Origin of the sequence: Pseudomonas hygromyciniae (assembly GCF_016925675.1) — a bacterium.
In the GTDB taxonomy this organism is placed as follows: Bacteria; Pseudomonadota; Gammaproteobacteria; order Pseudomonadales; family Pseudomonadaceae; genus Aquipseudomonas; species Aquipseudomonas hygromyciniae.
In genome coordinates this window covers 3,955,174-3,971,213 of record NZ_CP070506.1, presented here as the reverse complement: position 1 = coordinate 3,971,213, position 16,040 = coordinate 3,955,174, and the positions used below count along the sequence as shown (strand labels likewise).

General features: G+C 60.4%; 10 protein-coding genes and 1 pseudogene. 9 read left to right on the top strand and 2 right to left on the bottom strand.

Going from position 1 to position 16,040, the window contains the following annotated elements:
• Positions 1-53: 53 nt before the first annotated feature.
• Complete coding sequence (locus JTY93_RS17585; RefSeq protein ID WP_311136318.1) at positions 54-770, top strand: hypothetical protein; 717 nt, start codon at positions 54-56, stop codon at positions 768-770.
• 178 nt (positions 771-948) lie between these two features.
• Positions 949-2,268: a hypothetical protein gene (locus JTY93_RS17580; RefSeq protein WP_205476634.1), complete on the top strand. Its 1,320-nt coding sequence runs from the start codon at positions 949-951 to the stop codon at positions 2,266-2,268.
• Positions 2,269-2,281: 13 nt separating this feature from the next.
• Here the strand turns inward: JTY93_RS17580 and JTY93_RS17575 are convergent.
• Both JTY93_RS17575 and JTY93_RS17570 read right to left on the bottom strand, forming a co-directional pair.
• Positions 2,282-5,577, bottom strand: a pseudogene (locus JTY93_RS17575) (EAL domain-containing protein).
• Between the two features lie 63 nt (positions 5,578-5,640).
• Entirely contained in the window at positions 5,641-6,531 is an 891-nt protein-coding gene (locus JTY93_RS17570) for a LysR family transcriptional regulator (protein ID WP_169992317.1), read from the bottom strand.
• A gap of 147 nt (positions 6,532-6,678) precedes the next feature.
• On the opposite strand from JTY93_RS17570, the gene leuC reads away from it, so the two are divergent.
• The 7 genes from leuC to JTY93_RS17535 all read left to right on the top strand — a co-directional run bounded on the left by leuC (position 6,679) and on the right by JTY93_RS17535 (position 15,950).
• The gene (gene leuC, locus JTY93_RS17565; protein WP_029294130.1) at positions 6,679-8,097 is read left to right on the top strand and encodes a 3-isopropylmalate dehydratase large subunit; all 1,419 of its coding nucleotides are present in this window, start codon (positions 6,679-6,681) and stop codon (positions 8,095-8,097) included.
• A 10-nt stretch (positions 8,098-8,107) separates the two neighbouring features.
• Complete coding sequence (leuD, locus tag JTY93_RS17560; RefSeq protein ID WP_003192559.1) at positions 8,108-8,752, top strand: 3-isopropylmalate dehydratase small subunit; 645 nt, start codon at positions 8,108-8,110, stop codon at positions 8,750-8,752.
• Between the two features lie 146 nt (positions 8,753-8,898).
• The gene (locus JTY93_RS17555) at positions 8,899-9,663 is read left to right on the top strand and encodes a class I SAM-dependent methyltransferase (RefSeq protein ID WP_205476636.1); all 765 of its coding nucleotides are present in this window, start codon (positions 8,899-8,901) and stop codon (positions 9,661-9,663) included.
• A 50-nt stretch (positions 9,664-9,713) separates the two neighbouring features.
• Positions 9,714-10,796, top strand: coding sequence for a 3-isopropylmalate dehydrogenase (gene leuB / locus JTY93_RS17550; protein WP_021491199.1), 1,083 nt, complete (start codon positions 9,714-9,716; stop codon positions 10,794-10,796).
• Positions 10,797-10,860: 64 nt separating this feature from the next.
• Complete coding sequence (gene asd, locus JTY93_RS17545) at positions 10,861-11,973, top strand: aspartate-semialdehyde dehydrogenase (protein ID WP_029294136.1); 1,113 nt, start codon at positions 10,861-10,863, stop codon at positions 11,971-11,973.
• A 239-nt stretch (positions 11,974-12,212) separates the two neighbouring features.
• Complete coding sequence (locus tag JTY93_RS17540; protein ID WP_205476637.1) at positions 12,213-13,223, top strand: aspartate-semialdehyde dehydrogenase; 1,011 nt, start codon at positions 12,213-12,215, stop codon at positions 13,221-13,223.
• A 162-nt stretch (positions 13,224-13,385) separates the two neighbouring features.
• Complete coding sequence (locus tag JTY93_RS17535) at positions 13,386-15,950, top strand: FimV/HubP family polar landmark protein (RefSeq protein WP_205476638.1); 2,565 nt, start codon at positions 13,386-13,388, stop codon at positions 15,948-15,950.
• The last annotated feature ends 90 nt before the right edge of the window (positions 15,951-16,040 follow it).

Here is a 16,040-nt window from a genome sequence, read left to right as displayed (position 1 = left end):
GGAGGCGGAATTAAAGGGGCTTGTCTCAATGTTCAGGGCTTTTTTTCAATCAGATGTCAGTCCTGTTGTCTGGCCGGAACAAAGAGAAGCTCGTTTTTGACGAGACCACCCCCGATCTGGCCTTACCCAAGGTGGAGCCTACACCCGCAGTAACTCCACCCACCCCGCCTCTTGATTGCCTCTCGAATAAACGTAATGGGGCGAAGGCCGATGATATCTGGAGCGGTTTTCGTCAAGGTCCCGATGGTAACTGCGTAACGGTATCGGCGATCAAGGCGGCCATGCATAAGTTTGGGCAAAGCCCGACGGACATTTATAAAAAAGTCAGTAAGACCGAGCGCGGCTATGCCATCACCATGCGAGATGACTTTCAGCTGACGCTTACCGAGCAAGAGTTGAAGCAAGCGGCAACGGGGGCGCGCTTTTTTGGACGAGACAGGGGAATGCTCAAGGATGCTCAATTCCTGTTTGCTGTCAGCGCCAAGCGCGCGCAGATGGAAAACAACGATGGCCGGGCGGCGAGAAGTTTTAGCGCGGCAATCCGTAGCCTGAATGACGGTGAAGATGAGAGAGGGGCGGGAGAAGGGTTTCTGCGCTTGGGCTTGAAGAAATACATGCGGCGCGTGGCTGTAAGTGTCCTGGCCAAGGGGCAAGTCGGTATGGTCAACCGGACTGGGCATTCAGTTGCGGTGATTGGCGGTAAGGAAGAGTGGTGGGGAAGAAAAGGAAAGACGCCAACCCATGGGCATGCAGTGGCGTTAGTTGATTGATGGGTATTGTTGGTAAGTAATCGTTTTTGCAGTAGATGTTGTTTTTAATAATAAAAATGGCTGTCTTTATCCTGCGCAGGTTTTTGCTTGTTAATGTTTTTTAAGTTGTGAAGTTTTTCGCTTATCGGCGATGTGTGCTTTGTCGCGTCTTTAATAATGGATTGGGTAGGAGGTTTTTATGAATGTAGGACTGTTGGGTCGAGCAGTATTTGATGGTTTCAGGGCGGATCATCAGCCCATCAAGCGTTTGTCTTCAGTGACCTTGTCGGCGGCGGAAGGGGAGAAACCCCATGATATTTTGAAAGCGTTTACCGCCACTCGAGGCAACTTTTGCGAGCGCTTTGATAACAGCACTCATGCTGCAGTCATCAAGTTGATGATGATGACGTTTGGTCAAAGTCCCCATGATATGTTCGAGAAGGTCGAGGCGGTGGGCGACGGTTATGAGATCACCATGAAGGATGAGTTTAAAGTTCATGTGTCTGCCGAGGAGCTGAGGCTGACCGCACAGGCGTCACGATTTTCCGGGAGTGATGGGACGGCTATTTCGCAGGCCAACGTTGTGCTTGCGGCTTTTATCAAGCGCAAGCAGCTCACCGGCAATCATGAACGTTTCGAGAGTGTCTTGCTCAAGAGTCTTGAAGGTGAAACCACGCAGAACTGCCTGCGTGGTATGGGGATGATGGGTTTTGCGCAGTTTGTGCCTACAACGTATATGGCGGCGGGTGGCGCATTGGGGATCGTAGAAACCCATAACTTTGGCTCTGCGTTCGTGATGGATAATACCCAGCATGTATATTCGGAGCAGCGCAAGGTCGACAGAAGTTACGGTTATATGTTGTTCAATGATAAGAAGGCGCCAGATGCGCCCGTTGAAACCACGGATACAAATGATCTGCTTATCTCAAATGCGCGTGTGGGTGTTCGTCCCGCTAATATCTGGAGTGGGTTTTACCAAGGCGTGGAAGGCAACTGCGTCACGGTGTCCGCGATCAAGGCCGCCATGATGAGGTTTGGGCAAAATCCGCAAGGCATCTATAAAAAAATCTCCGCCACCGCTGAAGGATACGAAGTGGCCATGCGAGATGGCTACAAACTGACTGTGACCCACGATGAGTTGAAAAAGGCCAAGGCGCACTCCGGTTTGAAGGGCAGCGACCAGGCACTTTTGGCCGATGCCAATTTCTTGTACGCCGTCAGTGCCAAGCGGGCGCAATTGGAGAACAACGACGGTCGTGCAAACCAGAGTTATGAGATCGCCATGCAAACCTTGAGTGACGGCGAGTATCCCGGGTCGGCGCTTCGCAGGCTGGGGCTGCATGCCTATGTCCGGGAAAGCACGGTTCAAGAACTGATTGACGGGGCCATTGGAACGCTGGCTGATACCAGTCACTCAGTGACGGTCGTTGACGGAATGTTCGACCTGTATGGGCAAAAGCGCAGTCTGGACGCCTCGGACTGGAAGGGCTACTTCGTGCGAGCGTTGAAATTGGTCTGACGTCCGGTTGTTTTCAGGTGTGCGCGCCGTCCCTCAACAGTTGCATGAACGTCTCCACGGGCAATGGTCGGCTGTGCAAGTAGCCTTGATACAGGTGGCAGCCCAAGCCTTGCAGGAATGCTAGTTGCTCGGGGGTTTCCACGCCCTCGGCAATCACTTCAAGGTTGAGGCTGCGCGCCATGGCTACGATTGCGCGGATGATCTCTGCATCGTTCGGGTCGTGGGTGGCGTCCCTGACAAAGGACTGATCGATTTTCAGGGCGTCGACCGGCAGGCGCTTGAGGTAGGTCAATGATGAGTAACCGGTGCCGAAGTCGTCCATGGCAAAGCTGACCCCGAGTTTTTTCAGGCGCCGCATTTTGTTGATGGTGTCGTCCAGGTTTTGAATCACGATGCCTTCGGTGATTTCCAGTTTCAGCAAGCTAAAGGGCAACTGGTGCCGCTTGAGGCTGTGTTCCACCCGTTCGACAAAATCGTTCTGGCGAAACTGCCGGGGGCTGATGTTCACGCACAGGCTGAAACTCTCGGGCTTCACCAGGCCCTCGGCAATCAGCCTGGCAAAGGTGGCACAGGCTTCATCGAGGATCCAGGTGCCCACCTCGAGGATCAGACCGCTGTCCTCCAGGACCTTGATGAACTCTGTCGGTGATTGTGCGCCCAACTGTGGATGTTGCCAGCGCACCAGGGCTTCGGCGCCGACAATGCGATTGCCTCGGGCATCGAACTGGGGTTGGTAGTGCACACTGAACTCGCCCCGCGACAACGCCAGGCGCAGGTCCGTCTCCATGCGCAGACGCTCGCTGGCGGTGCGTTGCATGCTGTTATGGAACATCTGCGTGGTGTTGCGCCCGGAATCCTTGGCCCGGTACAGGGCAATGTCCGCGCGCTTGAGCAGGTCCGCCGGGGTCGAGCCGTGGTCGGGAATCAGCGCAACACCGATACTGGGGGTGACCTGTAAGCGCTGGCCATCGAGGAACATCGGTTCCGACAGCAGTTCTCGCAGGGTGTTGGACAGCATCTGCACCTGTTTGCTGACCTCCATTCGCGAACCTTCCAGGCCGCTGAGCAGTACGACGAATTCATCACCGCCCAGGCGCGCCACGGTGTCCTCCATGCGTACGCTGGCTTCCAGGCGCGCGGTGACGATTTTCAGCACGGTATCGCCTACCGGGTGCCCGAGGGAATCGTTGATGTGTTTGAAATGATCCAGATCCAGAAACAGCAACGCGCCGCGCAGGTTGTGGCGTTTGAGCAAGGCGATCTGCTGGCTCAGGCGGTCCATCAGTAATGCGCGGTTGGGCAGGTTGGTCAGCGGGTCGTGATAGGCCAGGTGGCGGATCTGCGCCTGCGCGCTTTTCAACAGGCTGACATCCCGTGCCGTGAGCAATAGGCACGGCGTTTCATTGAGGGTAATGGGCTCGACCGACACTTCCACTGCCAGCAACTCGCCGCGCTTGTTGTGCCAGAGCATATCCAGGTGGTGGATACGACCCTTGATCTGCAGTTCGGCCAGCAGTGCGGCGCGCTGGTTGTCATCGGCCCAGATGCCGATCTGGTAAAGGGTCAGGCCAATGGCTTCCTCGGCGCGGTAGCCGGTCAGGCGACAGAAACCGTCATTGACCTCCACGTAGCGCCCGGTGTCACGCTCGGTAATGGATACCGCGTCGGGGCTTGAGTGGAAGGCCTTGGCGAATTTTTCCTCGCTGGCCTTGAGCGCCGCTTCCGAGCGCTGTTGCTGGGTGATATCGCGCAGGGTAGTGACCACGCAGGGCTGGTTGCCGACCGTGATCAGCCGGCTGGAAATCATGCAGGTCAGACGCTGGCCATTCTTGTGGTGGACGATGATCGCCACGTTGTTCAGCGCTTGTTCGCGGATCACCTGCTCGATGCGCTGCAGGCGTTGGGTCGGCTCATCCCACAAGCCGATCTGTTCGGCGGTGTGATTGATGACTTCGGCGGCCTTCCAGCCAAAGGTCTGGCTGAAGCTGGGATTGATTTCGATGAATTCGCCGCTGGCCAGGCGTGTGACGCAGATCGGGTCGGGACTGGCGAGGAACAGGCTGGCGAACTTCTCTTCCGAGGCACTCAGGCGCTGTTCACGCTCCACCTGGTCGGTGATATCCAGCAGCGTGCCGGCCATGCGCAGTGGCGCACCCTGCGCGTCACGGTAAAGGCGGGCGCGGCTTTCCAGGTAGCGCGAACTGCCGTCTTCCAGTTGCACGCGGTAGGTCAGTTGGTAATTGCCTGCCGGGCCTTCCCGCAAGGTGCGATAGGCGTCGCGCATACTGGCGCGCTCTTCATCGGGCATACCTTCAAAAAAGGCATCGAAGGACTCATGGAACGGGTGCGGATCCAAGCCGTGCAACTGTGCGGCCCGCGCGGAGCCATAGAGCATGCCGCTGGGGATATGCCAGTCCCAGGTGCCCAGTTGGGCCGAATCCAGGGCCAGGTCCAGGCGCTCCTGGCTGTCCTTGAGGGCCTGTTCGGCGTTCTTGCGCTCGGTGGTGTCGAGGAAGGTGCTGATCAGGTAGGCCTGGCCGTCGAGTTCGACCTTTTGCGCGCTCAGTGTGCCGTCATGAACCTGCCCATTACTGGCGCGAAACTGCACCTCCATGGTGATGGGTTCGCCCTTGCGCTGGGTGGCCTTGACCAGCAGGGCTCGTTGTTCCGGATGCACCCACAGCCCCAGGTCCAGGGTCGTGCGGCCAATGGCATCGGTTACCGGCCAGCCAAACAGGCTTTCAAAATACTCGTTGGCCTCACTGATCAGGCCGTCTTCCTGGCGGGTCAGCAGGACCATGTTCGGGCACAGGTGAAACAGCGTGGCGAAGCGTTTTTCGGAGTGGCTGAGGGCTTGTTCGCGCTCGCGCTGATGGGTGATTTCTCGAATAACCCCGATCATGCGGCGTCGCCCGGACGGGTCCGGCAGCAGGCTGCCGTTGATCTCCAGCCAGTGCAGGCTGCCGTCGGGCCATTGGATGCGATGGTGCATGGCCTGCCCGAAGGGTTCGCCTGTGAGTGCCGCATGGAACGCCCGGATCACCCGTCCGCGGTCCTCGGGGGGGCAGCAGGTCGAGGTAATCCAGGTCCTTGGGCAGCGGCTGGCGGGGGGTCGAAACCAAACAGCGCCTGGGTGCCGCGCGACCAACTGATCCGCCCGCTGTCGATATCCCAGCTCCAGGCGCCGAGCCGCGCGGCATTGAGCGCCGCCAGCAGCTGCGGGGCGCTTTCCCAGCTTTGTTCCGCCTGCTGGGGGTCCAGGGCGTGAATACGAGGCAGCGGCGGCATGGGATCGACGGGGTTGGGCATTATCAAGGGGCCTTGGCTCGATGGGCATTCGGCGCGGGAGCAGGGTCTACAGGCCGCACGGCCTCATGCCGGCATCCCAGCCGGATCGACCTGTGCATCCAATAGGCTCATGAAAGCCCGCGCAGCGTTCGACAGCGTCCTTTCGGTGTGCACGATATAGCCTAGCTGGCGACTGAGCTGTATGCCCGGCAAAGCGATACTGGCCACTTGATCATCAAGCATAGTGCGCGGCAACACGCTCCAGGCCAGGCCGATGGAGACCATCATCTTGATGGTTTCCAGGTAGTTGGTGCTCATGGCGATGTTCGGCGTCAGGCCCTGGGCCTCGAACAGCCGGTGCACGATATGGTGGGTAAAGGTATTGCCGCCGGGGAAAACCGCCGGATGGCGGGCGATGTCGGCAAGGCTGATAGTGCCGTTATTGGCCAGGCTATGCTCGGGCGCTACCACGAAATCCAGGGGGTCGTCCCAGACCGGGGTGGCCCGCACCAGGTTGTGCGGCTCCGGCGCCAGGGTGATGACGGCCACTTCGGCACGGCCATGGAGGATTTCCTCGTAGGCCACCTCCGAGTCCAGGAACTGAATATCCAGCGCCACGTTCGGGTATTCCCGGGTGAAAGTACGCAAAACCGGGGGCAGGCGGTGCAGGCCGATGTGATGGCTGGTCGCCAGGGTCAGGCGCCCGCTGACTTCGCCGGTCAGGTTGGTCAGGGCGCGACGGGTGTCATCCAGCACATTGAGGATCTGATAGGCGCGAGGCAGCAGAGCGCGCCCGGCCTCTGTCAGGCCAACTTCACGGCCCAGTCGATCAAACAGGCGCACCTTCAGTTGCTGCTCAAGGCCGGCGATGCGCTTGCTGATTGCCGGCTGCGTCAGGTGCAGGCGTTCCCCGGCCCCGGAGAAGCTGCCGGTTTCGGCGATAGCAATAAAGGCATTGAGGTTGGCCAGATCCATGGTGGTATTCCAGTGAGTTATCTAAAGCATGAAAAAATATGAATTTGAGTTATTTAATGTAACGCCATAGCATCAGCCTCACAAGCCAAAGGGTTATTGAATCGTTCAACGCCCAGGGCATGGAAAGACGCTGATGAGGACCGACTGATGGCCGGCAAAACGCTTTACGACAAACTCTGGGATTCCCATGAAGTGAAACGGCGCGATGATGGGTCATCGCTGATCTACATCGACCGTCACATCATCCATGAAGTGACCTCGCCCCAAGCGTTCGAAGGCCTGCGACTGGCCGGGCGCAAGCCTTGGCGCGTCGACTCGATCATCGCCACCCCGGACCACAACGTGCCGACCACCCCGGAGCGCAAAGGCGGCATCGAAGCCATTGCCGACCAGGTCTCGCGTTTGCAGGTCCAGACCCTCGACGACTATTGCGACGAGTACGGCATTACCGAGTTCAAGATGAATGACGTGCGCCAGGGCATCGTCCACGTTATCGGCCCGGAGCAGGGTGCAACCTTGCCGGGCATGACCGTGGTCTGCGGCGACTCCCATACCTCGACTCACGGTGCGTTCGGCGCCCTGGCCCACGGTATCGGCACCTCCGAGGTGGAGCATGTGTTCGCCACCCAGTGCCTGGTCGCGAAGAAAATGAAGAACATGCTGGTGTTGGTCGAAGGCACCTTGCCCTTTGGCGTGACCGCCAAGGACATCGTGCTGGCCGTGATCGGCAAGATCGGCACCGCCGGCGGTAACGGCCATGCCATCGAGTTCGCCGGCAGCGCGATTCGCGATTTGTCCATCGAAGGGCGCATGACCATCTGCAACATGTCCATCGAAGCCGGTGCCCGTGTGGGCATGGTGGCGGCGGATGAAAAAACCGTCGAATACGTCAAGGGCCGTCCATTCGCTCCGCAAGGCGCCGATTGGGATGCCGCTGTGGAGGCCTGGAAAGACCTGGTTTCCGATAAGGATGCGGTGTTCGACACCGTGGTCGAGCTCGACGCTGCCCAAATCAAGCCACAAGTCAGCTGGGGCACCTCGCCGGAAATGGTCCTGGCCGTTGACCAGAACGTGCCGGACCCGGCCAAGGAAGCTGACCTGGTCAAGCGCGGCTCCATTGAGCGTGCCTTGAAGTACATGGGCTTGAAAGCCAACCAGGCGATTACCGACATCCAGTTGGACCGCGTGTTTATCGGCTCCTGCACCAACTCGCGGATCGAAGACCTGCGCGCCGCGGCGGTGATCGCCAAGGGCCGTAAGGTGGCCGCGACCATCAAGCAAGCCATTGTGGTGCCAGGTTCGGGCCTGGTGAAGGCCCAGGCCGAAGCCGAAGGCCTGGACAAGATCTTCCTCGAAGCCGGTTTTGAATGGCGCGAGCCGGGCTGTTCGATGTGCCTGGCGATGAACCCGGACCGTTTGGAGTCCGGCGAGCATTGCGCGTCCACCTCCAACCGTAACTTCGAAGGGCGTCAGGGCGCCGGTGGCCGTACTCACCTGGTCAGCCCGGCCATGGCCGCTGCGGCTGCCGTCAACGGTCGTTTCATCGACGTTCGCGAATTGATCTGAGGAATACCCGATGAGAGCTTTTACCCAACACACAGGTCTTGTCGCACCGTTGGACCGTGCCAACGTGGACACCGACCAGATCATCCCCAAGCAGTTCTTGAAGTCGATCAAACGCACCGGTTTCGGCCCGAACCTGTTCGACGAGTGGCGCTACCTGGACGTGGGCTACGCCTATCAGGACAACTCCAAGCGCCCGCTGAACAAAGACTTCGTGCTCAATGCCGAGCGCTACCAGGGCGCCAGCGTATTGCTGGCCCGGGAAAACTTCGGCTGCGGTTCCAGCCGTGAGCATGCGCCCTGGGCCCTGGAAGAATATGGCTTTCGCAGCATCATCGCGCCGAGCTACGCCGATATCTTCTTCAACAACAGCTTCAAGAACGGCTTGCTGCCGATCATCTTGAGCGATGCCGAAGTGGACGAGTTGTTCCAGCAAGTGGAAGCCAATGTGGGCTACCAATTGACCGTCGACCTCGCGGCGCAAACCGTGACCCGTCCGGACGGCAAGGTGTATCACTTTGAAGTGGATGCGTTCCGTAAGCACTGCCTGATCAACGGCCTCGATGATATCGGCCTGACCTTGCAGGATGGCGATGCCATTGCGGCGTTTGAAGCCAAGCATCGGGCGAGCCAGCCTTGGTTGTTTCGTGATGCGTAATTCTATGTAGGCTGGACTGGCCCCTTCGCGAGCAAGCCCGCTCCCACATTTGATCGCATTTCAACTGAAGGAACTCGGTCGAGTGTGGGAGCGGGCTTGCTCGCGAAAGGGCCGGTATGAACAACACAAAAGCCAGGAGCATCACCATGACCAGCACCGCCCACACCCAAGTCGTGCAAAAACAATTCGGTGAACAGGCCTCGGCCTACCTGAGCAGTGCCGTGCACGCCCAGGGTACCGAATTCGCACTGCTGCAGGCCGAACTGGCCGGGCAGGGTGATGCGCGGCTGTTGGACCTGGGCTGTGGCGCCGGTCACGTGAGTTTTCACGTGGCACCGTTGGTCAAAGAAGTGGTGGCCTACGACCTGTCGCAGCAAATGCTCGACGTGGTCGCCGCTGCTGCCGCAGACCGTGGCCTGGACAATATCCGCACCCTGCACGGCGCCGCCGAGCGTCTGCCGTTTGCCGATGGCGAGTTCGACTTCGTGTTCAGCCGCTACTCGGCCCATCACTGGAGCGACCTGGGCCTGGCGCTGCGCGAAGTGCGCCGGGTGCTCAAGCCGGGCGGCGTGGCGGCATTTGTCGACGTCTTGTCACCGGGCAGCCCGCTGTTGGACACTTACCTGCAAACCGTCGAAGTGCTGCGCGACACCAGCCATGTGCGCGATTACTCCGCTGGCGAGTGGATGCGCCAGCTCAGCGAAGCCGGCTTGCATGTACGCAATAGCAGTCGTCAGCGCCTGCGCCTGGAATACACCTCGTGGGTCGAGCGCATGCGCACGCCAGAGGTATTGCGCGCCGCGATCCTGGAGCTGCAAAAGGCGATGGGCCAGGAAGTCCGCGATTATTTCGAGATTCAAGCCGACGGCACCTTCAGCACCGACGTGCTGGTGGTCTGGGCCGAACGCTAATATTTTCCCGACCTGCCCGAGGGCGGGTCGCTTGATGAAATGAGGAACGCATGAGCAAGCAGATTCTGATTCTCCCTGGCGACGGCATTGGTCCGGAAATCATGGCCGAAGCGGTCAAGGTCCTGGAATTGGCCAACAGCAAGTACAGCCTGGGTTTTGAGTTGAGCCACGACGTGATCGGCGGCGCGGCCATCGACAAGCATGGCGTGCCCCTGGCCGACGAAACCCTGGACCGTGCCCGTGCTGCCGACGCCGTGCTGCTCGGCGCCGTGGGTGGGCCGAAATGGGACAAGATCGAACGTGATATCCGCCCGGAGCGCGGCCTGCTGAAAATCCGCGCGCAACTGGGCCTGTTCGGCAACCTGCGCCCGGCGATCCTCTATCCGCAACTGGCCGACGCGTCGAGCCTCAAGCCGGAAGTGGTGGCGGGCCTGGATATCCTGATCGTGCGCGAGCTGACCGGCGGTATCTATTTCGGCTCGCCACGGGGTGTGCGCGAGCTGGAAAATGGCGAGCGCCAGGCCTATGACACCCTGCCGTACAGCGAGAGCGAAATCCGCCGTATCGCCCGTGTCGGTTTCGACATGGCCCGCGTGCGTGGCAAAAAGGTCTGCTCGGTGGACAAGGCCAACGTCCTGGCCTCCAGCCAGCTGTGGCGGGAAATCGTCGAAGAAGTGGCCAAGGACTACCCGGACGTCGAGCTGAGCCACATGTACGTCGATAACGCCGCCATGCAACTGGTGCGAGCGCCCAAGCAGTTCGACGTGATCGTCACCGACAACCTGTTCGGCGACATCCTTTCCGACCAGGCCTCGATGCTCACCGGTTCCATCGGCATGCTGCCGTCGGCGTCCCTGGACACCAACAACAAGGGCATGTACGAGCCGTGCCACGGGTCGGCGCCGGATATCGCGGGCCAGGGCATTGCCAACCCACTGGCAACCATCCTGTCGGTCTCGATGATGCTGCGTTACAGCTTCAACCTGAGCGAAGCGGCGGACGCGATCGAGAAAGCGGTGAGCCTGGTGCTGGACCAGGGCCTGCGTACCGGCGACATCTGGTCGCAGGGTTGCACCAAGGTCGGGACGCAGGAAATGGGCGACGCAGTAGTCGCCGCGCTGCGGAATCTGTAATCTCTCGGGCCCGCTTGCAGTTGTTGCTGCAAGGCGGCCCACTTTTTAACAAGGTGTAGTTGCGATGAAACGTGTAGGTCTGATCGGTTGGCGCGGTATGGTCGGTTCCGTGCTCATGCAGCGGATGCTGGAAGAGCAGGATTTCGATCTTATTGAGCCGGTGTTTTTCACCACTTCGAATGTCGGTGGCCAAGGGCCGTCCGTGGGCAAGGATATCGCCCCGCTCAAGGACGCCTACAACATTGAAGAGCTCAAGACCCTCGACGTCATTCTGACCTGCCAGGGCGGCGACTACACCAGTGAAGTCTTCCCTAAACTGCGCGAAGCCGGCTGGCAGGGCTACTGGATCGACGCGGCGTCCAGCCTGCGTATGCAGGACGACGCGGTGATCATCCTTGACCCGGTCAACCGCAAGGTCATCGACCAGCAGCTCGACGCTGGCACCAAGAACTATGTCGGCGGCAACTGCACCGTCAGCCTGATGCTGATGGGCCTGGGTGGCCTGTTCGAAGCGGGGCTGGTGGAGTGGATGAGTGCCATGACCTATCAGGCGGCCTCCGGTGCCGGTGCGCAGAACATGCGTGAGCTGATCAAGCAGATGGGCGCGACCCACGCGGCCGTCGCCGATCAACTGGCCGACCCGGCCAGCGCGATCCTCGACATCGACCGTCGTGTGGCCGAGGCCATGCGCAGCGACGCCTACCCGACCGAGAACTTCGGCGTGCCATTGGCCGGCAGCCTGATCCCGTGGATCGACAAAGAACTGCCGAACGGCCAGAGCCGCGAAGAGTGGAAGGCCCAGGCCGAGACCAACAAGATCCTCGGGCGCTTCAAGAACCCGATCCCGGTGGACGGTATCTGCGTGCGGATCGGCGCTATGCGCTGCCACAGCCAGGCGCTGACCATCAAGCTCAACAAAGACGTGCCGATCGCCGATATCGAAGGGCTGATCAGCCAGCACAACCCGTGGGTCAAGCTGGTGCCGAACAACCGTGATATCAGCATGCAGGAGCTGAGCCCGACCAAGGTTACTGGCACTCTGAATGTTCCGGTGGGGCGTCTGCGCAAGCTGAACATGGGTACCCAGTACCTGGGCGCTTTCACTGTAGGTGACCAACTGCTGTGGGGCGCGGCCGAGCCGTTGCGTCGGATGTTGCGGATCCTGCTGGAGCGTTGATCGCTTTTTGGTGTTGAACAAACCCGCGTTCTGGTGACAGGCGCGGGTTTTTCATTGCTCTTTAGGGCCCTTTCGCGAGCAAGCCCGCTCCCACATTTTGATGTGTGAATGCAATCAAATGTGGGAGCGGGCTTGCTCGCGAAAGGGTCATCAGCCACACCACAAAACCTGGGTTAATTGCCTCACCCCCAACCACCCGGTAAAGTGCCGCTCCCCCCGCAATGCCCGAGGCAGCCTCCATGACCCAGACCTTTGATATCGCCGTGATCGGCGCCACCGGGACCGTTGGCGAAACCCTGGTCCAGATCCTCGAAGAGTTGGATTTCCCGGTCGGCACCCTGCACCTGCTGGCCAGCAGTGAGTCGGCCGGCGCTTCGGTGCCATTTCGCGGCAAGAACGTGCGGGTGCGGGAAGTCGACGAGTTTGATTTCAGCAAGGTGCAACTGGCCTTTTTCGCGGCAGGCCCTGCGGTCACCTTGAGCTTCGCCCCGCGCGCCACGGCGGCAGGTTGCTCGTTGATCGACCTGTCTGGCGCCTTGCCGGCCGAGCAAGCACCTCAGGTGGTGCCGGAAGCCAACGCCCACGTCCTGGACGGCTTGAAAAAGCCCTTCCAGCTCGGTAGCCCAAGCCCGTGCGCCACTCATCTGGCGGTGGTTCTGGCGCCGTTGCGGGGCTTGTTGGACATTCAGCGCGTCAGCGTCACCGCCAACCTGGCAGTGTCTGCCCAGGGCCGCGAAGCCGTGAGCGAGTTGGCCCGGCAAACCGCCGAGTTATTGAATGTGCGCCCCCTGGAGCCAAAGTTCTTTGATCGCCAAATGGCCTTCAACCTGTTGGCCCAGGTCGGTACGCCGGACGCTCAGGGCCACACGGCCCTGGAAAAACGTCTGGTCCACGAACTGCGCGCCTTGCTTGATTTACCGTTGCTGAAGATTTCCGCGACCTGCGTTCAAGCTCCGGTGTTTTTTGGCGATAGCTTGAGCGTGTCCCTGCAACTGGCGAGCCCTGTGGACCTTGGCGCCGTCAATCGCCTGTTGGAGTCGGCACCGGGTATCGAGTTGGTGGACGAGGGCGATTACCCTACAGCTGTTGGGGATGCGGTCGGTCAGGATGTGGTCTACGTGGGGCGGGTGCGAGCCGGCATTGACGACCCGGCGGAACTAAACTTGTGGCTGACGTCAGATAACGTACGTAAAGGCGCGGCGCTTAACGCGGTGCAACTGGCACAGTTGTTGATAAAAGGCCTTGCGTAAAAGATACTTGGCGGCAATTTGTAGATTGATTCTAGCTAAGGGCTATGCTTGGCCCCATGCACGAAAAGTTGCGCGTCGGTGACCTATCGGCTCGCCATGCCGAATGGCAGCGGTACCCAACCTTCTCGCGGGCCGAGGAGTGTTCAAACAAAGGATGAGGCTATGGTTCAAGTTCGCAAACTGGTGTTAGCAATAGCGGCCGCCTCGGCGCTGTCCTCCGGTATGGCGCAAGCGCTGCAACTTGGGGAGATGACCCTCAAGTCGAAGTTGAACCAGCCGTTGTCGGTGGAGATCGAGCTGCTCGACGTGGGCGGGCTGAGCGCCTCCGACATCGTGCCCAGCCTCGCATCTTCCCAGGCCTTTGTGGATGCGGGTGTGGATCGCCAGGCGTTCCTTGATGAACTGAGCTTTACCCCGGTGCTCAACCCCAGCGGTCGCAGCGTGGTACGCGTTACCTCCAGCAAGCCATTGCCCGATTCCTACGTGCGTTTCCTGCTGCAAGTGCAATGGCCCAATGGCCGGTTGATGCGCGACTACAGCGTCTTGCTGGACCCGGCCAAGTTCGAGCAAAAGGCCCCGGAGGCCAGCGCCCCGGCGCCGCGCCTTGCCCCGCCTGCGACTAGAGGCATCAGCAAAGCGGCTGAACACACGACGACTGCCCGGGACACGCTGTGGGAAATCGCCGCGAAAAACCGCAATGGTGGCTCGATCCAGCAGACCATGCTGGCGATCCAGGCGCTTAACCCGGGGGCTTTTGTCGACGGTAATATCAACCGCATGAAAACCGGCCAGGTATTGCGCCTGCCGGACCCGGTACAAAGCACCAGCCTGCCGCAACCCCAGGCGATTGCCGAAGTGACTGCGCAGAATGCGGCCTGGCGCCAGGGGCGTCGCGGCGCCAACAATCAGGCGGCGGGGCGTCAGCAACTGGACGCCACCAAACGCACCCAGGCCGGTGCCGCGCCGTCGCAAACGGCTGCCAAGGACAATCTGAGCCTGGTCTCGGCCGAGGCCGCCAAGGCCGGAGTCAAAGGCGCCGCGGGCGATAGCAAGGCCCTGAACAACAAGCTGGCGGTGACCCAGGAAAGCCTGGATTCGACCCGCCGCGAAAATGAAGAGCTGAAAAGCCGCATGACTGATCTGCAAAGTCAGTTGGACAAGTTGCAGCGGCTGATTGAACTGAAGAACAACCAATTGGCCAAGTTGCAGGCCGAGGGCGGCGCACCGGCGCAGCCGGCGGCCATGCCTGCGGAGTTGGCGGCGGCGCCCGTTGCACCAGCACCTGCCGCCCCGGCGCCAGCCGCCGAAGCGCCGGTGGTTGCGCCGGTGGAAAGCCCGGTAGAGCCTGCGCCCGCGGCTAGCACCGAAGGCAAGTTCAATGACCTGCTGACCAATCCCATCGTTCTTGGGGTGATTGGCGGTGCTGCTGGGCTGTTGGTGTTGTTGCTCCTGCTGCTATGGGCGCGTCATCGCAATGCGCGCCTGGAAGAGGAAAAACACCTGCGCATGGCGCGGGCGCTGGCCGAGGAGCCGGCGTTCTCCCCAAGCATTGACCAGGACATGCCGTCGGACAGTTTCGAAGGCCTTGAAGTCCCCGCTGCAACCGTCAAGCTGGCTCCAGCTCCAGCTCCAGCTCCAGCTCCAGCTCCAGCTCCGGTTGCCGTGGCGCCTGTATCTGCACCTGCGACTAGTATGGCGCCGCCGAGCAAGCCGATTATCGAACCTGGCTCCTCCGACGCCCTGGCGCTGGCCCAGTCCCACCTGGATCGTGGCCACCTGAATCAGGCGGCCGCCGTGCTGGAAGAAGCGATCAAACTGGAGCCCGCGCGCAGTGATCTGCGTCTCAAACTCCTGGAGGTCTATGGTCAGCAGGGCGATAAGGATGGCTTCGTGACCCAGGAGCGCCAACTGGTCGCCAATGGCGAGAATCATGCCCAGGTCGAACTGTTGAAAAATCGCTATCCGGCCATGGCCGTGCTGGCTGCGGGTGTCAGTGCGGCAGTCGCCGCCGCCGCGCTGGATGCGCAGTATGTCAAGGATCTGCTCCAGGAAGAGTCGGCGCCTGCCGTCACGCCTGAAGCCGATGCGTTCGACACCGACTTCGACCTGAGCCTGGATGACCTGGAAGCTGCGTCGCCGGCCGTGGTCGAGCCCGAGGTTGATGACCTGAGCTTTGAGTCGGTGTTGCAACAACAGACCGAGGCCAAGGCCAGCCCGGATGATCTGTCCGATTTTGACCTCGACTTGCAGTTGGATGCGCCGGCCTCCCAGTCCGACGACGACTTCCTCTCGGGCCTGGAAGAACAGATGAAGGATCTACCGCCGGTAGATCCGCCCACCCTGACGCCGGCCGCGCTGGATGATTTTGACCTGCCGGAAGACTTTGACCTGTCCCTGGCGGACGAGCCCGCGCCATCGGCCAAGCCAGACGCATTCGCCACTGAGCTTGATGATGTCAACGCCGAGCTGGAGCGCCTGTCGCAGAGCCTGGAAAGCCCGTCGATCGAAGCGAGCTTCACTGCTGAAGATGCCGCCAAGGGCGACGATGAGCCGGAGTTCGACTTCCTGTCGGGCACCGACGAAGTCGCTACCAAGCTGGACCTGGCCCAGGCTTACATCGACATGGGTGATGCAGATGGTGCGCGTGACATCCTCGCCGAAGTCCTTACCGAAGGCGATGAAAAACAACAGGATGAAGCCAAGGAAATGCTCAGCAATCTGGCCTGAAGCCATTGCGCAACTCCTGTAGGAGCGAGCTTGCTCGCGAAAAACTCAAGGACGCTGCGTTCTTTCAGGATGAGCGCGTTATCGTTGACG